The 18,260-nt window shown below is 41.3% G+C and carries 17 protein-coding genes and 1 pseudogene; 6 read left to right on the top strand and 12 right to left on the bottom strand.

Annotated elements, in window-relative coordinates:
* Nucleotides 1–11 precede the first annotated feature (11 nt).
* The 4 genes from MKY20_RS17725 to MKY20_RS17710 all read right to left on the bottom strand — a co-directional run bounded on the left by MKY20_RS17725 (nt 12) and on the right by MKY20_RS17710 (nt 5,803).
* Nucleotides 12–992 (bottom strand): agmatinase family protein, encoded by a 981-nt coding sequence (locus MKY20_RS17725; RefSeq protein WP_252246418.1) that lies wholly within the window; start codon nt 990–992, stop codon nt 12–14.
* Nucleotides 977–2,263: an imidazolonepropionase gene (gene hutI / locus MKY20_RS17720; protein ID WP_252246419.1), complete on the bottom strand. Its 1,287-nt coding sequence runs from the start codon at nt 2,261–2,263 to the stop codon at nt 977–979. The genes MKY20_RS17725 and hutI overlap by 16 nt, the downstream gene beginning before the upstream one ends.
* Before the next feature lie 221 nt (nt 2,264–2,484).
* On the bottom strand, nt 2,485–4,146 hold the full coding sequence (gene hutU / locus MKY20_RS17715; RefSeq protein ID WP_009334564.1) for a urocanate hydratase: 1,662 nt from the start codon (nt 4,144–4,146) through the stop codon (nt 2,485–2,487).
* Between the two features lie 172 nt (nt 4,147–4,318).
* Nucleotides 4,319–5,803, bottom strand: a complete 1,485-nt coding sequence (locus MKY20_RS17710) for a response regulator transcription factor (RefSeq protein ID WP_252246421.1) — start codon at nt 5,801–5,803, stop codon at nt 4,319–4,321.
* Nucleotides 5,804–5,951: 148 nt separating this feature from the next.
* Between MKY20_RS17710 and MKY20_RS17705 the strand changes: the two genes are divergently transcribed.
* The gene (locus MKY20_RS17705) at nt 5,952–6,404 is read left to right on the top strand and encodes a hypothetical protein (RefSeq protein ID WP_019379850.1); all 453 of its coding nucleotides are present in this window, start codon (nt 5,952–5,954) and stop codon (nt 6,402–6,404) included.
* A 236-nt stretch (nt 6,405–6,640) separates the two neighbouring features.
* Here the strand turns inward: MKY20_RS17705 and safA are convergent, their stop codons facing one another.
* Complete coding sequence (gene safA / locus MKY20_RS17700) at nt 6,641–7,267, bottom strand: SafA/ExsA family spore coat assembly protein (RefSeq protein WP_157380239.1); 627 nt, start codon at nt 7,265–7,267, stop codon at nt 6,641–6,643.
* A 76-nt stretch (nt 7,268–7,343) separates the two neighbouring features.
* Between safA and MKY20_RS28715 the strand changes: the two are divergent.
* A pseudogene (locus MKY20_RS28715) lies at nt 7,344–7,584 on the top strand (pyruvate formate-lyase-activating protein); the annotation flags it as partial.
* Between the two features lie 533 nt (nt 7,585–8,117).
* Nucleotides 8,118–9,179: a hypothetical protein gene (locus MKY20_RS17690; protein ID WP_341002204.1), complete on the top strand. Its 1,062-nt coding sequence runs from the start codon at nt 8,118–8,120 to the stop codon at nt 9,177–9,179.
* A 39-nt stretch (nt 9,180–9,218) separates the two neighbouring features.
* On the opposite strand, the gene nadE is transcribed toward MKY20_RS17690, so the two are convergent.
* Together nadE and MKY20_RS17680 are read right to left on the bottom strand one after the other, a co-directional pair.
* Nucleotides 9,219–10,040: an ammonia-dependent NAD(+) synthetase gene (nadE, locus tag MKY20_RS17685; protein WP_341002203.1), complete on the bottom strand. Its 822-nt coding sequence runs from the start codon at nt 10,038–10,040 to the stop codon at nt 9,219–9,221.
* Nucleotides 10,041–10,067: 27 nt separating this feature from the next.
* Complete coding sequence (locus MKY20_RS17680; RefSeq protein ID WP_341002201.1) at nt 10,068–11,525, bottom strand: nicotinate phosphoribosyltransferase; 1,458 nt, start codon at nt 11,523–11,525, stop codon at nt 10,068–10,070.
* A 414-nt stretch (nt 11,526–11,939) separates the two neighbouring features.
* Between MKY20_RS17680 and MKY20_RS17675 the strand changes: the two genes are divergently transcribed.
* A complete protein-coding gene (locus MKY20_RS17675; protein WP_034297049.1) occupies nt 11,940–13,016 on the top strand; it encodes a glycoside hydrolase domain-containing protein in 1,077 nt (358 codons plus the stop codon).
* Nucleotides 13,017–13,262: 246 nt separating this feature from the next.
* Here the strand turns inward: MKY20_RS17675 and MKY20_RS17670 are convergent, their stop codons facing one another.
* Entirely contained in the window at nt 13,263–14,192 is a 930-nt protein-coding gene (locus MKY20_RS17670; protein ID WP_251175633.1) for a lysylphosphatidylglycerol synthase domain-containing protein, read from the bottom strand.
* A 539-nt stretch (nt 14,193–14,731) separates the two neighbouring features.
* Between MKY20_RS17670 and yidC the strand changes: the two genes are divergently transcribed.
* Entirely contained in the window at nt 14,732–15,520 is a 789-nt protein-coding gene (gene yidC / locus MKY20_RS17665) for a membrane protein insertase YidC (protein WP_019379844.1), read from the top strand.
* Nucleotides 15,521–15,635: 115 nt separating this feature from the next.
* A complete protein-coding gene (locus tag MKY20_RS17660; protein WP_019379843.1) occupies nt 15,636–16,190 on the top strand; it encodes a YhcN/YlaJ family sporulation lipoprotein in 555 nt (184 codons plus the stop codon).
* Between the two features lie 41 nt (nt 16,191–16,231).
* Here the strand turns inward: MKY20_RS17660 and MKY20_RS17655 are convergent, their stop codons facing one another.
* From MKY20_RS17655 to MKY20_RS17640, 4 genes are all read right to left on the bottom strand, one after another.
* A complete protein-coding gene (locus tag MKY20_RS17655; protein WP_019379842.1) occupies nt 16,232–16,435 on the bottom strand; it encodes a DUF6501 family protein in 204 nt (67 codons plus the stop codon).
* 46 nt (nt 16,436–16,481) lie between these two features.
* Nucleotides 16,482–16,724: a hypothetical protein gene (locus tag MKY20_RS17650; RefSeq protein ID WP_026041563.1), complete on the bottom strand. Its 243-nt coding sequence runs from the start codon at nt 16,722–16,724 to the stop codon at nt 16,482–16,484.
* Between the two features lie 280 nt (nt 16,725–17,004).
* Nucleotides 17,005–17,253, bottom strand: coding sequence for a hypothetical protein (locus tag MKY20_RS17645; protein WP_064328215.1), 249 nt, complete (start codon nt 17,251–17,253; stop codon nt 17,005–17,007).
* A gap of 106 nt (nt 17,254–17,359) precedes the next feature.
* Nucleotides 17,360–18,229 (bottom strand): gamma-glutamylcyclotransferase, encoded by an 870-nt coding sequence (locus tag MKY20_RS17640; RefSeq protein WP_341002191.1) that lies wholly within the window; start codon nt 18,227–18,229, stop codon nt 17,360–17,362.
* Nucleotides 18,230–18,260: the final 31 nt, after the last annotated feature.

Genomic DNA, 18,260 nt, shown 5'->3' with positions numbered 1-18,260 from the left:
AAATCAGCCCCTTACCTCCTGTTCATTAATGCTGTCAAAAAGGTCAGAAAAGTGTAAGTGCCTGCTTTCACCGTTGGCTGTGCCTGGTGATCTCTTGTTGGATCGAGGCAAACTATATCCATGGCTGCAGTTTTGGAAGAAAGTCCTGCAGCATATACCGCACTGAATAATTCTTCGGTGCTCATGCCGCCTGGTGTGGATGCAGGAACCCCAGGAGCAAAGCCGATATCAAGCACGTCCATGTCAATCGTGACGTAAATTTTATCCACTTTTGACTCCAGCTGTAAAAGTGCTTCTTTAACCGTTTCTTCAATTCCCCGTCTTCTGGCTTCTTTCAGCGTAATATAATTGAGTTTGTGCTCTTTTGCATAACTGATAAGTGACTGGCTGTTAAAAAAGCCATGAAGGCCAATATTATAGACATTTTCCCCTTTAATCATGCTGTTCTGAATCAGGTTGCGGATTGGTGTCCCATTAGTCGGCCCATGGTCTTCAAGGCTTCTGAGATCAAGGTGAGTATCGAGCTGAAGTATGCCGATTTCTTTTTCTGGCTCCAGTTCTTTCAGACCGCTGACAAGCATGGCTGTAATGGAGTGGTCTCCTCCAATCGCAATTGGAAATGAATCAGGAAACTGTTTTCTTATATCTTTCATTGTCTGTTTGATATTGGAATGGCATTGCGGAATATCCGTGAAATGCATTTTTACATCGCCAAGATCTGCAACCTTCATCTTTTGAAGATCACTTTCAAAATCCAGATTGTATGTGGAAAAGCCTTTCCAGGATCTCCTGAATGATTCAGGGAATTCAGATGCTCCTGATGGGCTTATGGATGAGCGGGAAAGAGGGACACCAAATAGCACGACATCCCATTTTTCTTTTTTCAACTCCTCTTCCCTCTGGATTTGGCGTATCCATTCATTAACCTTAACGTCAGTTCCTAATTCGGCTTGCGGCCAAAAGAACCCGGGAGAATTTATTGTTGGCAGCATAAGCTTCCTCCTTTAACGACCACTTTCCCATTTTTAATCACGGTGTCTGTATGGTTCATTCCGTAGTGGTATTGCATTTGCATGTAGTTTGGTACATTGAGCAGCAGCAGATCAGCCTTTTTCCCCGCTTCAATGCTTCCCACTTCTTTTGCCCGATTGATGGCATGTGCTGCATTAATTGTAGCGGCAGTAATGGCTTCTGCCGGCGTTAAACCCATGTGCATACAAGCAAGATTCATCATAAAAGGCATGGAGCAGGTTGGAGAAGAGCCGGGGTTGCAATCCGTTGATAAAGCAACCGGCACACCTTTATCGATCATCCGGCGTCCTCTGGCGGCTTCGGCCATCAAGAAGAAAGCTGTGCCTGGAAGAAGCACACCGATTACTCTCTTTTCAGCCATCATTTCCATGCCTTTATCAGATGCTCTAAGCAAATGATCTGCAGAAATGGCACCGACTTCCGCGGCAAGTTCCGCTCCCTCATATGGTTCGATTTCATCAGCATGGATTTTTGGAATCAGGCCAAGCTTCTTCCCTGCTTCAAGCAGCTTTCTGGACTGTTCTGGAGTGAATACGCCCCTTTCACAGAAAATATCGTTGAATTCGGCAAGCTTTTCTTCCGCTACTTTCGGAAGCATTTCTTCAATGACCAAATCAACAAAAGCGTCTGGATTCTCTTTGTATTCTGCAGGAACCGCATGTGCACCCATAAAGGTGCGGACAATATCCACCGGATGCAGTTCATCAGCTTTCTGGGCTGCAGTCAGCTGCTTGCGCTCCGTTTCCCAATCCAGGCCATATCCGCTTTTTGCCTCTATTGTTGTTACTCCGTGTTTAAGAAAGCGATCCAGACGGACAAGACTCGCTTCTACCAATTCCTCTTCAGATGCTTTTCTGGTCATTGAAGTGGTGGCGTGAATTCCGCCGCCATTGTTCATAATTTCCATATACGTCGCCCCGTTCAGGCGCATATTGAACTCCTCTTCCCTGCTGCCTGCATAAACTAGATGTGTATGCGGATCAACAAGTCCTGGGAGAAGAATTTTCCCAGAGGCATCAATGATTTCAGCATCATGAAGCCGGCTTTGATAGTCAGCTTCCAGTTCCGCTGTTGTACCTGCTGATTTGATAATGTCTTCTTCGATCCATACCGCCCCGTCTTCTATGATGTGAAGTTCACTCATTTTTTCTTTCGTCAAGGGCTGTGCGGAGCTGCCCTTTAATGTAATCATTTGATTTGCATGTTTGATAAAAATAGGTTTTGAGTGCATAATGTGCTCCTCCTTAAAAAATGGAAGTTCCAATCCGAAATAATAACGGATTGGAGTGCTTCCTATTAGAAAATATAAAAGGCTATTTGCCAGTTTAAGAGTTTTCTTTTCTGAATTGACTGGCTTATTTGCAAATTGCATGGCTTATTTGCTGATTTGGTGTTTTCTTTGCTTGTTTTCCGCCATCATTTGCAAAGTTTATAAAATACATTAAAAAATCTTTATTTCATCATCGGAATGTTTACGCCTTTTTCTTTTGCTGTTTTGATAGCAAGGTCATAGCCTGCATCAACATGGCGCACAATTCCCATGCCCGGATCAGATGTAAGCACCCGTTCAAGGCGCTGTTCTGCTTCCTTTGTGCCGTCTGCCACGATGACCATTCCAGCATGAAGTGAGTAGCCCATTCCTACACCGCCTCCATGGTGGACGGATACCCAGCTTGCACCGCCGACCGCATTGATCAGTGCATTCAGGATCGGCCAGTCTGCCACTGCATCACTGCCGTCCTTCATGCTCTCTGTCTCACGGTTCGGTGATGCAACGGAACCAGAATCGAGATGGTCGCGGCCAATAACGATAGGTGCTTTCAATTCACCTTTTGCCACCATATCATTAATTATTTTTCCAAATCGGGCGCGCTCCCCATATCCAAGCCAGCAAATTCTTGAAGGCAGGCCCTGGAATTGGATTTTCTCCTGTGCCATCCTGATCCATTTGCAAAGGTGTTCGTTATCAGCAAATTCGCGCAGGATCACTTCATCGGTTTTGTAGATATCTTCAGGATCTCCCGATAGTGCTACCCAGCGGAAAGGTCCCTTTCCTTCACAGAATAGCGGCCGGATATAGGCAGGCACGAATCCAGGGAAATCAAATGCTTTCTCAACACCTTCATCTTTTGCCACCTGACGGATATTGTTTCCGTAATCAAATGTGACTGCACCTTTCTTTTGCATGTCCAGCATAGCCTGAACATGGACAGCCATGCTGGCCTTTGACTTCTGAACATATTCAGCAGCATTTTCCTTTCGCAGAACAGCTGCATTTTCTAAAGAATAGCCGATTGGAACATAGCCATTTAAAGGATCATGTGCAGAAGTCTGGTCAGTCAGGACATCCGGGATGAAGTTCATTTCCAGCATTTTTGGCAGAATTTCAGCTGCATTGCCTAAGAGGCCGATAGAAAGCGGGCGGCCCTCGTGTTTTGCCTCTGTTGCTAATTTAATAGCCTCTTCAATTGAATAAACTTTTGTATCCAGATATTTGGTTTCAAGTCTGCGGTCAATGCGGTGTTCATCTACATCAATAGCAATGCAGACACCATCATTCATTGTTACTGCAAGCGGCTGAGCGCCCCCCATTCCTCCAAGTCCTGCTGTTAAAGTAATGGTCTGTTTCAGTGAACCGGAGAAGTGCTGTCTGCCAAGCTCAGCAAAGGTTTCATAGGTTCCTTGCACGATTCCCTGACTTCCGATATAAATCCAGCTTCCAGCTGTCATTTGGCCGTACATCATCAAGCCTTTCTTATCAAGCTCATGGAAGGTATCCCAATTCGCCCAGGCAGGCACAAGATTCGAATTGGCGATCAATACCTTCGGTGCATCTTTATGTGATTTAAAGACCGCAACCGGCTTGCCGGATTGGACAAGAAGTGTTTCATCGTCTTCTAATTCATGCAATGTTTTGACAATCGCGTCATAGCAGTCCCAATTTCGTGCTGCTTTCCCAATCCCACCGTAAACAACCAGCTCTTCAGGAATCTCTGCAACTTCTTTGTCTAAGTTATTCATAAGCATGCGGAGTGCTGCTTCCTGAATCCAGCCCTTAGCATGAAGCTCACTGCCTTGATAGTTTTTTATTTCTCTTTTTGTTTCCGCTTTCATTGTTATCCCTCCAATGTTATCTCATATTTAGATTTTATAATGAGAACTATCTGAAAAGTATAATAATTAAGTTTGATTTTTTATAATTTTGTTATATTTTCATAGTGTATTTTTATGAATTTTATATAAATATTAGTATTTTTATAATTAGAACAAAAAAATAAACCTCCGGTTACACGGAGGTTTTATGCATGCTCTTTCTAAATTGATTTGGCGGCATTCCTTTAATCTTACTGAAAACTTTATTGAAATATTGCTGATTGCGAAAACCGCAGACAGATGCGATTTCCTTAATGCTTATTTCTGATTCCATCAAAAGCTTCGCAGATTGCCTAATCCGGGTTTCATTAAGCAGCTCCCGGAACGACTTGCCGCATTTTTTTGCGAGCATGGAGCTGATATAATTCGGGTTTCGATCTGCATATTCAGCTGCCCTTTCAAGAGTAACCTTAGGGTCCCAGTAATTCGTCTCAATAAAGAATAGGACTCTGTCAGTAAGTTCCAGCTTCAGCTTTTTATCAGAGCGTATGGTTTCAAAAACAAAGGAAATGAAGCTAATCATTTCGTTAATGACCTGGTAGATCAAGGGGGAATAAAGGATAGTCTGGAATAAACGAAGATATTCTTTCTCCATATCCCCGTCTGCCAGCCGGAAAGTCTTCATATGCCTGCGAATTTGCGCAAGAATACTGGTCAGCCGAATTCTGATGAGTCCTGGTTCCGGATAAGGGTCTGCCAAAATAAGAAACTCCTCGTAAAACCATGACTTCAGTGCTTCTAAATCAGACTGATTCAGGAAATCAATCCACCTGCTCTGTTCCTCGGGGGTTAAGAATGGATCAATTGATAGCCATTTAGGCAATGAGCTCTCCTCAATTACCTGATTAAATCCCCTGTAAAAAGTTAACTCCATCAGCTTCCTGTTCGCAAGATAGTGGCTTCTGACGGTTCCGCTGCCCTCCTTACCAGTATAAATGCTGATCGCAATTTGTTCTGCCGACGTTTCCTGCCAATCTCTCATAAATCTCAGGCTCTCCTCTTTCCAGGCCACATCAGATTTCTCAGCAATAATCAAAATCATATCATTCAAAATAAAATAGTGAACTGTTTTTTGGAAAGTATAGCTTTCAAGAAATTTAAACAGCTTTGGAAGCTCCAGAGGATTTTTGGTCTTAATTCCGATAGATACAAGTGGTTCAGCCGAATTAGATTCTTCTATAAATAAATCCTGGTAATTGAAGTCTTTTTCAGCTTTCTGACTGGATTTTTTTGCTGCAGTCCGACTAATCATCTGATTGCGCCTATGAATCTTTCGCGCTGATTTTAATAAAATATCTGCTGAAATCGGCTTAAGTATTAAATCAGATACACCCATGTCGATGGCTCTTTTTGCTTGTGAAAAGGTCGCTTCCATTGTTAAGGCAATCAAATCCGGCCCTATGATCTGAGTGGTTTTTAAAAATGAACCATAACTTTCTTCATTTATCAGATCAAGTTCAAAAATCAATAGGTCTGGCTGAAAAGTTTCAAGCTTCTTAATAAGCCCTGATTCATTTTGTGCTGACTCTACCTGCCATGCGTTCATAGAAGATTTAAGAAGCCACTCTATGCCTTTCGTATCGTACTCATCCCGATTGGCCACAAGTACTTTGTACATGCTGCCACATCCTTTTTTAATTCTATTATGAAATAATATTTTGACAGTTGTAAAGAAATTATCGTAAAAATCTCAGAAATATTAGACAAGTTATGATGCCCTTCCTGCATATCTATATATGGACAACCAATTAGGAAGGAGTATGAGCATGCCTTTTCTTGTATTAAAGAAACGCAGCATCATTGCATTTGTCATCATATTTTCAGTCATCGTTTCTGCATCAGTATGGTTTTTTTCAAAATCTGATAGTTTGACAGTATTCAACCAGACGGAGGGCGAAAAAGTCCGGGAAATTCATATGGTTACAGGAGAATTTAAAGCCAAGCTGCCTGATGGCAAAGAATTTGAAGCTTATCGCTGGGATCCGGGAACTATTTTTCTGGAAAAAGATGAAAAGGTAAATTTGAAGATTTGGGGAGTTAATGGAATGGAACATCCATACATCATAGAAGGGACTGATATTAAAGGTGTGGTAAAAAAAGCAGAAGAAACGGTTGTCCCACTTCAATTTGATAAGGAGGGCGTTTACCGTCTAGTGTGTCTTACTCATCCGGATAAGGATAATAGCGGACCAATGATTGCTTATATTGTAGTAGACTAACTAATGGGAAAAGGGAAAGCACCGGATAATCCGGTGCTTTTCTAAATAAAAAGAAAACTTTGTACTTCGAAAACTTTCTAGCGCAAGCAGCCTGTCCCCTCGGGATGAGGTCCCAGGACAAGGAAGGCTTCGTCAGCATAATCATCGCACGACCAAAAGCGGCAGCTTTTGGGAGGACGTGGCGTTCTTAGTCTGCGTTCCTTCGTGAGCAAGGCGCTTCCGCTTTTCTTCTTCTCTTACCTCCCAATAAACATCTGTGTCCAATAATGTCCATAATAACCGCCCTGTGCATATCCCACTCCGATTTCTGTGAAATTGGCTGATAGGATGTTCTTGCGGTGGCCCTCGCTGTTCATCCATGCTGTTACAACTTCCTGAGGTGTTTTTTGACCTGCAGCAATGTTTTCTCCAGCGGTTCTGTAAGTAATTCCAAAGCTCTTCATCATATCAAACGGGCTTCCGTATGTAGGAGAGTTGTGATCGAAATACTTCTTATTGATCATATCCTGAGATTTGTATCTTGCCACTCTCGCAAGCTCCCAATTTGATTTTAAGGGCTTTAATCCATACTTTGCCCTTTCCTGGTTTACAAGCTGAACTACCTGCTCTTCCACACTTGTGGTAGCTTTTGATAATGCAGGGATATTCACCTTTTGCCCAGGATAAATGAAGTTCGGATTCGAAATCTGCCCATTGGCATTAATGATTTCAGGAACTCCCACCTGATACTTCAGGGCGATCTTCCACATTGTATCCCCTGGCTGAACGGTATGTACTGTTGATGCTTTTGCATCGAAATTGAATCCAAAGACAAGTGCGACAGACAACATTAGAATGAATGAAATTTTTGATAATGTTTTCATATTTATATTTAATCAAAATCTCTTATTCTATTAAACAGGTAATTGTTGGCGCTGATTGTAAGAATTTCTTCATTAGGTGCCTGTATGGATCCGGCACGTTTCTTGTGCCTGCAATATCTGATGATCATAGTGATCTGGAACAGCTGGGGGGGTTCATTAAAAAGCTGAAGAATGTAAAAAAAATTGAGGTCCTTCCCTATCACAAGCTTGGTGTATACAAATGGTAAGCACTCGGATTGGAATATCCGCTGAAGGAGATTCAGCCGCCAAGTGAGGAAATGGCAGAATGGGCATATCAGCTTTTGACTGGGTTTTAAAAAGTTGGTTTTGATTTATGATTTTAGATACAGCGTTTTACGTGGGTTGCCCCAATTGCTGTTGGGGCTTTGTTTGTATCTTGTATTTGTTGGTTTTTGCAGTATAGGTGTCGGGTTCGGACTCAAAATCGCGAACAGATGGTCTTTGAGTCCGAAGTTGATTGGTGTTTGAACTCAAAACCGCGAACGGATGGTCGTTGAGTCCGAAGTTGACTGGTGTTCGGACTCAAAATCGCGAACGGATGCTCGCTGAGTCCGAAGTTGGCATGGGTTCGGACACAAAACCGCGAACGGATGGTCGTTGAGTCCGAAGTTGACTGGTGTTCGGACTCAAAATCGCGAAGGGATGGTCGTAGTGTCCGAAGTTGACTGGTGTTCGGACACAAAACCGCAAACGGCTGGTCGTTGAGTCCGAAATTGACTGGTGTTCGGACACAAAATCGTAATCAGATACACGCTGAGTCCGAATTTAGCTTGATTTCAGTATCATTTCACCCTCTTTCTAAGCTATAATTTAATTGAGGTGGATAATTATGACAAATTCCTTGGAAAGGCCTAAATGGCTATGGTTTGGTGTACTTACATGCTTGATTCTGCTTTCCAACTATACTCTATATAGAACCACCCTTTTTGATCCGGTTCCAGACGTAGCGGCGTTGGGCTCCCTGCTTGATTTTCTGGTCGTTGTACCGCTATTGGCGTATTTCCTCGTACTGCGCAAGAGATATTCGTTGAAGTATTTAGGAGCAGTCATTTTAGCAGGATACGCTGCCGCTTATCTTATTATCCCTGCCAGGCATTTCCCGCAATTTCCCTTTTTGCCCTATTTAATTGTTTTTTTCGAAATGCTTTTTATTGGGTTGGAGCTGTTTATTGCCTATAAGATTCTAACTAAACTGCCAGGACTTTTAAGAGAATATCGCAGGCTGAGTGGAAACAATTCACTTTTTCTCTTTAATGCCAAGAGATCTGCGGAAAAGCATTTACCCAACCATAAAATAGGGTCTGTTTTTGTGACTGAATTCGCCATGGTAAATTACGCCCTGTTTTCATGGAAAAAGAAAACTTCGATAAAGTATGGCGATTCTTTTACCTACCATCAAAAAACAAGTGTGAATGCCGTTTATATCATGCTGATCCATGCGATTGCCATTGAATCAATCGGACTGCATTATTGGCTTCATTCATGGAATGCTATTGCAGCATTTATCGTATTAATAGCAAATATTTATGGTATTTTGTACTTTCTGGCCGAGATAAACGCCACTCGCTTAACACCTTTCGTGCTTACTGATTCTCACTTGCTGCTGCAGTCCGGATTCTCAAAAAGCATGTACCTTCCATTGGAAAATGTTAAAGAAATCATGTACTATGATGGCCCTGAAAAGTTCAGCAGACAAGAAATGAATGATCTATTTGATGCCAGAGTGCCTGATTTAATTCAAGAAAAGCCGATGTTAGAAATTCTGCTGAAAGATCCCCAGGTTTATGAATTAATGTATGGCTTAAAAAGAAAGGCCAGCCGCATCGTGCTGAATGTGGATGAACCAGAACGGTTTTATCGGGAAATGCTGAATAGGCTGAACCAAAAATAAAAGGAAAATCCCTAAATGGATTTTCCTTTTTAAGTGTGCTTATTTCCACCAGTTATCGTGCATCGATGCAGGCAGCTGGCGCTTGTGTTCAGAAACCATATAGCGTTTTTCGATTTTTTTTGCAGCTTCCGGACTTACTGATTTCCCTTCAAGGTAGTCATCCAATTCATCGTATGAGATACCTAATTCAGTTTCATCAGCCTGTCCGGGTTTCTGGTCAAGAAGATCGGCTGTAGGTACTTTTAAGTATAGTCTTTCTTCTGCCCCAAGCTCTTTAAGAAGTTTTTTTCCCTGTCTTTTTGTCAGTCCGGACAGCGGCAGGACATCTGCGCCGCCATCGCCGTATTTTGTGAAGAATCCAGTCACTGCTTCTGCAGCATGATCCGTGCCAATGACCAGCAAGCCGTATTGGCCGCCAATTGCATATTGGGCAATCATTCTCATGCGGGCTTTAACATTGCCTTTATGATAATCCTTCAGGGGTTCTTCCGGAATTATACGATCATACTCGGTTTTCACTTCATCGACTGCATTTTTAATATTAAAGACCACTTCTTTGTCGGCCTGAATAAAGGAAAGGGCAAGCTGTGCATCCTTCTCATCCTGCTGAACGCCGTACGGAAGGCGGACTGCTATGAATGTTGCCTCCTTCCCTTCTTTTCGAAGCTCTTCAACCGCAAGCTGCGCAAGTCTTCCGGCAAGAGTGGAATCCTGGCCGCCGCTTATGCCTAGTACATAACCTTTTGAATTTGTTTTAACAAGATAATCCTTTAGAAACTCAATTCTTTTCTTTATTTCTTCCTTTGGATCGATATTCGGATTTACATTTAAACTTTCCATAATTTCTTTTTGCAGATTCATTGCAGGTTCCTCCCTCTTCTTAAAGCTTCAGCCTTTTATATTTTCTTTCACCTGGCTGATCATTTTCATCTTATTATCCCAGCACTCCTGGCTAAGGTCGACTGGGTATTCCTCTGGATTTAAGGAACGGCGGTACTCATCCCATAATACATTGAGATTATCCTTTGCAAAGATTTGCATGTCTTTTAAAGATGGAATTTTATAGGTAAGCTTGCCTTCCTGAAATATCACTTTATGCAGTTCCCTGGCTTCGAAATTTGTAACAAACTTGCTTATAAATGTGTGAACAGGATGGAACATCTTAAGCTTTGGCTCAGCTTGAGGATTTTCATGATCCAGAGCAATGTAGTCCCCTTCTGATTTATGGTTATCTCTGTTAATAATCCGATAAACCCTCTTTAATCCGGGAGTTGTCACTTTCTCTGGGTTGCCGCTTATTTTTATGGTGTCAGCCATTTTGCCATTTTCATCTTCTATTGAAACGAGTTTATAAACAGCCCCTAATGCAGCCTGTTCGTACGCTGTAATGAGTTTTGTGCCAATGCCCCAAATATCGATTTTCGCTCCTTGAGCTTTCAGGTTTATGATGGTGTATTCATCCAGATCATTTGAAGCAATAATCTTTGCTTCAGGAAAACCTGCATCATCCAGCATTTTTCTTGCTTTTTTAGAAAGATAAGCCAAGTCCCCGCTATCAAGCCTTATACCTTTAAAGTTAATTTGACCTTGCATTTCCTTCGCCACTTTAATTGCGTTCGGTACTCCGGATTTAAGAGTGTCATACGTATCGACGAGAAAAACACAGTCCTTATGGGTCTGGGCATATTTCTTAAAAGCTGTATACTCGTCCCGGTAAGCCTGTACAAATGAATGGGCATGTGTCCCTGCAACAGGAATGCCAAACTTCTTGCCTGCTCTAACATTAGATGTTGCGTCAAAGCCGCCGATATAGGCAGCTCTTGTTCCCCAGATAGCTGCGTCCATTTCATGGGCTCTTCTTGAACCGAATTCCATGGCTGTTCCATCGCCAATTACTTCTCTGATTCGGGTTGCTTTTGTAGCAATTAATGTCTGGTAGTTAATGATATTCAAAATAGCTGTCTCAATAATCTGTGCTTCAGCCAGCGGGGCTTCTACACGCAAAATGGGCTCATTGCCGAATACAAGCTCACCTTCTTCCATTGATTTGATGGTCCCTGAAAACCTCATATTTTTCAAGTATTCGAGGAAACCTTCTTCATAATTCAATTCGTTTTTTAAGTACTGCAGATCACTGTCTGTAAATCTAAAGTTTTCTATATACTCTATAACTCTTTCCAGGCCGGCAAAAATTCCATAGCCGTTGCCAAAGGGCAGCTTCCTGAAGAACACTTCAAAGACCGCCTTTTTATTATGTATGTTGTCTTCCCAGTAGGTCTGGGCCATATTTATTTGGTACAGATCAGTATGCAAGGCTATACTATCATCCGCAAATTCCCTCTGCATTATCGAAAACCTCCTGTGACAAATATAACAATTCCTTTTGAAAATCTGTTATCTGCTATTATCCCCATTATCCCCCATTCAATTTTTTATCCTCTTAAATGGATGAAAAATTTGGCTATTATTTTTATAGTAGTGAAGTTTACCGTCTTTATCAAATTTTTCAACCTCCAGGCATACGGTTATTTACCCGTTAAGGATTTTTTTACACATTCTTCTGCGGCTGTTCGTTATATTGAATGATGATATTATCCTGTTATAACGCTTTGAAATTATTTCCCGAGTGTCACATGCTGGGATATTATATTGAGATAAGATGCAGGAATATTCCCTCGGACTGCACTTGCCTATTAGGCAATCACCAACTTTCTGCCCTCCGCATAGGATGTCATGAACTGACAAGGAGGACTGTGGGATATGGAAAGACGGGGCCTTTTGCCTTTCGTTGTGACCGCATTTTTTGCCGTAATGATTTCGCTCTTTGCTTTCTCCCTCATGGATTCAAAGGATGACGCGCCAAAAACCCAGACTACTACAGATGGCCAAAGCAAAAGCAATGACAGTGATATCAGTAATCAAGTAAAAAATAATATAAAAGGAAATAAAGCTAATGTAAATAACTCAATCGACAACGATTTGAATAATGGTGAAGATAGTCAAATCGACAATAATGTTACGAATGACATTGAGGTAAATGTGGATGTTAATGTAACAAATACAATCAAAAATAAGGCTGATAAAAATCAGGACTCCAATCAAACAGGTAATGGAAATGAAAATAGCGGCACCAAAGACAGCAGCGGAGATAAAGGTGCGAAAAATGACCAGGATGGCAAGTCAGAGGATGATGAAGTCGTTTGGGGTGTAGACTCTGCAAGTCTCACCACAAGCGACTTGCTTTCATGCGTTCGGGAAAACTTCGGGTCACCTAAAGTGTGGGGACGCTATTTAGGTGAAAAAGAAGGTGTATCTGCAGGCATTACACCCCAAGAGGCTGAACTTCTGCAAAGGAATGATATTAAATTACTCGTGATTTGGAATCGATTTAATGAGGCAACTGGCCTGGAAAATGGACAGAGTGAGGCGAATGCAGCTGTCCAATTGGCAAAGGAGCTGGGAATCCCGGAGGGTGTAGCGATTTTCGCGGATATTGAGCCCGATTATCCTGTTGATTCTGCCTTCATTGAAGGCTGGTATCAAGCAATGGAGGAGTCACCCTATCATCCTGGCATATATGGGATTTTTGATAAGGAACAGGACCTGACTAAATCTTTCAGTCAAGCAGCAGCCGAAAATTCTTCCCTTCTTGAAAATACATTCATATGGACAGCTGCGCCAAATGCAGGAATTACTAAGCAGGAACAGGCGCCTGGATATAAACCAGAAGCTCCTGCAAATTCATTGATTGCAGGCTGGCAGTACGGAATTGATGCGAAGGCATGCAATATTGATACAAATTTATTCAACAAAGATATACTTGATGTTCTTTGGTGAGTAAGAAAAGCGGAAGCGCCTTGCCCACGAAGGAATGCAGACTAAGATCGCGACGTCCTCCCAAAAGCTGCCGCTTTCGGTTGTGCGATGTTTATGCTGACGAAGCCTTCCTTGTCCTGCGTGCCTCAGGCATAAGCCGCTCCCTGTGAGAAGGCGTTTTTCCTTCTGAAAGGAATCGGCTTATGATCCCGAGTTTCTAGGAGCCGCTGGAGCTAGACAGCAAAAAAAGAGCCCACAAAGGCTCTTTTATATTTTGAAGCTGTTTTTCGGCATTCTGTTATTCCAAAACTGGTTCATGACAAAGGGAGTGCCAATAAACACAGGAACTACATAATAGCTGAGACGGTAGAACATGAGAATCAAGAGCCCCAATTCGGTGGGAACACCTTGTGATTCCAGTCCGATCAAAAATACAAAATCAAATGAACCAATTCCTCCAGGGATCATACTCGCAATGCCAGCGCAAGCTGAAATGATGACAATGGGAAACAGAACAAAAAATGAAATCGATACTTCAAGTGCCCGGGCTATTCCCCAGATACAAATGATGATAAATAGCCACTCTGATAAAGAAACAGCCAGCAATTCCCCTGCAAATCCTTTTTTGATGTGCTTCGTATTCCAAAAAGACGACTTAAAAAAGTAAACGCACAGCAGCAGAGGTGTATAAGCTGCAACGGCCCAGACTGCAATCTTTATAAGTTTAACATCATCGTATAAATGTAAATCTGTAAAAAGGACGATCCATGACAATATGGACAAGCCGGTTAGGTAAAAAAGCGACAGCTTGGCAATTATTTTGATATACGGAGTATTGGCAGTCAGGTAATCCTTATAAAAATAGGACCTGAGTGTAGCTCCGGCCACACCCCCAAATCCGAGAAAGTTAGAGAATGCATTGGCAGATAAAGAATAAAATAATAGCTTTTTTTTAGGCACTCTAATTCTGAAAAGCCTTTGGAGTATTTCATCATAAAAATACATTGGAAAAAGTGCAGCCAGTCCCAATAAAACGATAAAAAATAGCCTTTGGAAGGTTAGCCGGTCAATATAAAGCTCAAGGAGAGCCCAATTAAAATCAATGAATATCCCTTTTGCCTCCACCATGACAATCAGCAAAATGAATAAGGGTACGAGGAGTTTGGAAAGTGTTATAATTGTTTTTTGTTTTAACAAAGACAAAATACCCCACCATTCATGTATTGAACTAGAGATAATGATTAATTAATCTCCCTGATAGAGTGTATCAAACTAAGCCGATAATATATATACTTTCTCCTATTATATTCCTGTATAGGTACAATAGAATGGACAAACGATAACTTTTTGCAATTGGTTACATCTGCAATTGTTTTCAATAGAGCATTCAATTATACTTAAATCTGTGAATAGAGGTGAAATAATATCTTTGAAATAATAACTGAATCGTCTTTTATTTCATCAGAATATACTCTGTATTTAACATATATCATTGGTTTAGCTGCCAAGCTGTTAATCATTTGGAAAATAGAGCCGACTTTATACAGTAGCAGATATATTGAGAATGAACAAAGAGAATATGAAAGCCTTCCAGAGTTCCGCATGGATCGGGGCTTTATTTGCGATTCGATTCAGTCCTGGATTGCAAAACTTATACTGAAAAAAGGTGAACAAAGTGATGAGCCAGAAGGTCTCTCCCCTATTTTAAAAAAATTATAGCGGGAGGTTTGACCTGTATGAGAAAAATTAAACTGTTGCTAGCCATTACCATGATTACTGTACTGCCTATATTCTTATCTGCCTGTCAGGCACAAGGAGGAGAAGGAACAGGCTTTTTCCATCATTATTTTGTCGATCCGTTTGCATTGGCAATACATGGAACAGCTGTTTTCTTTCATGGCAATTTCGGCCTGGCTATTATCTTCATTACCATAATGATTAGGCTGATATTAATGCCATTAATGCTCAAACAATATAAAAATCAAAGCTTAATGAAAGAAAAAATGGATAAGTTAAAACCTGAACTTGAAAAAATCCAGCAAAAGCTGAAAACAGCGAAAAAACCACAGGAGCAGCAAAAGCTGCAGCAGGAAATGTTCGGTTTGTATCAATCTCATGGAGTAAATCCTTTGAATGCTGCAGGATGTCTGCCAATCTTTATACAAATGCCCATTCTGATGGGGTTCTATTATGCCATAAGAGGAAATCAGGAAATTGCTGCACATTCGTTTCTCTGGTTCAATCTTGGTCATTCTGATATTTGGATCACAATCATTGCAGGAATTGTGTACTATCTTCAGTACCGGTTCACTCTAACTAATATGACTGCTCAAACGCCAAAGCAAATGAAATTGATTGGTTTATTATCTCCTGTAATGATTATGCTGGTTTCTTTAAATGCACCTGCAGCTTTGCCGCTATATTGGACTGCGGGCGGAATATTTTTAGTTTTTCAATCATGGCTTGGCAGAAGATTATATACAAAAGATAAACCTGATGCTGTGCAGATCATGTCAGAATCATAATTATATGAGGAGCGGGCTTAATGCCCTGCTCCTTTTTTGTTTATTTTATTAAAGAATCTGTATAAGAGCACCTATTCATGGAAAGATAAGGGGGAAAACGGAAGGAGGAAAGTGAATGATCAAGAGGAAATTATTTTTGGCAGGGGCCTTGTCAGCTGCATTGCTTGCAGGCTGCGGCATGAATGACGCGGATATGAATGAAACAGCTCAAAGAAACAGAGACTTGACAGAGCCTACAAAAGTAAACGACAGCAACTATGGCGAAAATGGACGCACAACTGAACCGGGGATTGATCTTACCCGCACAGGAACGGACAATGAAAATCAAAATGAATCCCCGCGAATGAAGGTTGCTGATAAAGCTGCCGATAAAATTACTTCCATTCCAGAGGTTGAGACTGCGAATGTAATCGTGACAGATAATAATGCCTATGTTGCCGCACGCTTGAGTGATGGAAATGGAGATTTGACTAAGGATGTCGAGGGGAAGATTTCAGATCAGGTTAAAGCAGTCGATCAGGATATTGATAATGTATACGTTTCTGTTAACCCCGACTTTTATGATCGAATGACAGGATATACAGAGGACATTCGAGCTGGTCAGCCAATCGAAGGATTTTTTGATGAATTTACAGAAACTGTCCGCAGAATTTTCCCTGCACAAAGGTAAAAAAAGAAAACGGCCTTCATAAGGCCGTTTTCTTTAATGAATTAAGCATCCTGGAAATAGTCTTTATAAAATCCGCTTACTTTTCCGGAATTGTCTTCGATGAAATAGAATTCTTCAGTTTCATTTTTTACGTTATAGATATTCCCTGCTGTTAAAGCCCGGTTTACAATGTATTTTGCTGCATCTGTATGCACGCATTTTACTTTTTTCAATGTTTCTCGTTCATGCCATTTTAAATGAATCATAATTGCCACTCCTTCACAGTCTGCATACTTTATTGATTAGTATTTATTATAAAGAATACGAACTGCTGTCTGCAATAAGATTCTCTTTAACTTCTGGCATTAACTTCATTAATTTCCGGAATCTCCTGATTTTATCCGCTTCAAAGGTATACACTTCTCCCGTTATTGTGTTTTTCATTGTTACATAGTTAATTTCACAGATTTGGTCTATTCGTACAAACTCTAAATTGTCATAATGTTCGTTATCATATTCCACTTCATAAAAGCCATTATCTGCTATAATTTTCATTTTGATGACCTTCTTTCTAAGATGATGGCAAAGGTAATATACCACCCGCTTAGCCTGTTTCAAACCACCAATTAAAAATTTTGCATATTTTATTCCTTCCCATTCACTTAAGTACGTTGGATTCAAGTAAGGTCTTGCTTCCCCTTCTAAGACAGCTATATATTCTAATGAATGGCCGTCTGGATCATAAAAATATACCGAAGCAGCTGGCATCCAAGTATGGACAATCGGCTCTTTCGGTGGTAGGCCAAAGCATTCCCTCGCCTCGATTCCTTTTTCCTTAAAAAAGGCATAGTTCCCCGCAGCTTGGCTGGCGAAACGGAAAACGCAATATGACTTCTCTTAATCGGGGAGTCTTTTGTTTCCCAGATGCCCAGCATGTTTCTTTATTTTCCCCCAAAAAGAAAAATGCTGCTTTCCTGTCTTCTATTCTGTACGCTGCTTTAAAGCCAAGGTTTTCATAAAACTCGATGCTTCGTTCCAAGTTGGCTGAATCAAGATGTGCTTCATATAATTTTGCTCCATGCATGGATGGTCCTCCTATTCCATATTAACTGCCTTTATTGTAGAAGAATCAGCAGCCATACAATATAGAAAAAAGGATGAACATATGCTCATCCTTAAGTCTTATGCTGCTATGCATCCAATCTAATTTGAACACCCAGTGTTTCCAGCTGCTGTTCAAGCTTCCGGTAATAATCGTCACTTACTCTGCCTCTTGCCCCCCGGAGAATTTCAAGAGCGTAATGATCTGGCGGGGGAAGCTCGCCCTTTTTATTGTAGACATGAAAAGTCAGGACATCTTCATATAACTTATCTCCAACTTTGACATTCACAAAGGAAGGACGATACCATTGACCATAAAAACCTTCTCTATGGAACAGGTATTCAACTCCTTCATAAGGAAGTTCATATAGAACTCCTTCTGTGACGCCGCCATTTTCTATAATGTCCGCCCTTCCTCCATCATCCCTGGAAAATAGGTATTGCATCGAATAACCGGTGAGCGTCCCCCCGCCGACAATGCTTTTAAAATGATGATCTACCTTTGCCACACAAAACCGCTCATCATCCATGCAGGAACCGTATGCAAAATAAAAGGTCTTTTCGGGCTTATCCTTCATTAAACGGTAGAGCTTCCAATCTCCATAAAGAATGGGTTCGGCTAAAAGATCATCCCGGCAGGAGACGTATACTAGTGCATTTGCCTCTCCTGCATCAGTATGAACAGTCTGTTCCACCCGATCATATAAATTATCTTTTCTGCCCGGGATAAAATCTTCAAGTTCATCCAGGTCAGTGAAATGATCTAAATGCACTTCATAAAGCTCTCCATATACTTTTTGGTCAAGTGATGGTTTCATAGAGGGATGGCCGAGTCCAGTATCATATAACTCCCCATATACCCATGCCTGCTCGGCAATGCAGGGACTGCCTTTTAAAACAAAGTGATTTGACTCATGTTTTCTTAAGGTTCCATAAACAAACAGCTTTTGTGTTGTCATTAGCACTTGCTCCCCCTTTTTATTCTCTTTT

This window comes from Cytobacillus sp. FSL W8-0315, assembly GCF_038002905.1.
GTDB classification, from domain to species: domain Bacteria; phylum Bacillota; class Bacilli; order Bacillales; family Cytobacillaceae; genus Cytobacillus; species Cytobacillus pseudoceanisediminis.
Note: the sequence above shows the minus strand (reverse complement) of the source record. Positions and strands in the feature narration are given on the sequence as shown.

Coding starts and splice junctions, on each gene's coding strand:
- MKY20_RS17725 (WP_252246418.1), bottom strand. CDS start 992: ATGCTGCCAACAATAAATTCTCCCGGGTTCTTTTGGCCGCAAGCCGAA.
- hutI (WP_252246419.1), bottom strand. CDS start 2,263: ATGCACTCAAAACCTATTTTTATCAAACATGCAAATCAAATGATTACA.
- hutU (WP_009334564.1), bottom strand. CDS start 4,146: ATGAAAGCGGAAACAAAAAGAGAAATAAAAAACTATCAAGGCAGTGAG.
- MKY20_RS17710 (WP_252246421.1), bottom strand. CDS start 5,803: ATGTACAAAGTACTTGTGGCCAATCGGGATGAGTACGATACGAAAGGC.
- MKY20_RS17705 (WP_019379850.1), top strand. CDS start 5,952: ATGCCTTTTCTTGTATTAAAGAAACGCAGCATCATTGCATTTGTCATC.
- safA (WP_157380239.1), bottom strand. CDS start 7,267: ATGAAAACATTATCAAAAATTTCATTCATTCTAATGTTGTCTGTCGCA.
- MKY20_RS17690 (WP_341002204.1), top strand. CDS start 8,118: ATGACAAATTCCTTGGAAAGGCCTAAATGGCTATGGTTTGGTGTACTT.
- nadE (WP_341002203.1), bottom strand. CDS start 10,040: ATGAATCTGCAAAAAGAAATTATGGAAAGTTTAAATGTAAATCCGAAT.
- MKY20_RS17680 (WP_341002201.1), bottom strand. CDS start 11,525: ATGCAGAGGGAATTTGCGGATGATAGTATAGCCTTGCATACTGATCTG.
- MKY20_RS17675 (WP_034297049.1), top strand. CDS start 11,940: ATGGAAAGACGGGGCCTTTTGCCTTTCGTTGTGACCGCATTTTTTGCC.
- yidC (WP_019379844.1), top strand. CDS start 14,732: ATGAGAAAAATTAAACTGTTGCTAGCCATTACCATGATTACTGTACTG.
- MKY20_RS17660 (WP_019379843.1), top strand. CDS start 15,636: ATGATCAAGAGGAAATTATTTTTGGCAGGGGCCTTGTCAGCTGCATTG.
- MKY20_RS17655 (WP_019379842.1), bottom strand. CDS start 16,435: ATGATTCATTTAAAATGGCATGAACGAGAAACATTGAAAAAAGTAAAA.
- MKY20_RS17650 (WP_026041563.1), bottom strand. CDS start 16,724: ATGAAAATTATAGCAGATAATGGCTTTTATGAAGTGGAATATGATAAC.
- MKY20_RS17645 (WP_064328215.1), bottom strand. CDS start 17,253: ATGCATGGAGCAAAATTATATGAAGCACATCTTGATTCAGCCAACTTG.
- MKY20_RS17640 (WP_341002191.1), bottom strand. CDS start 18,229: ATGACAACACAAAAGCTGTTTGTTTATGGAACCTTAAGAAAACATGAG.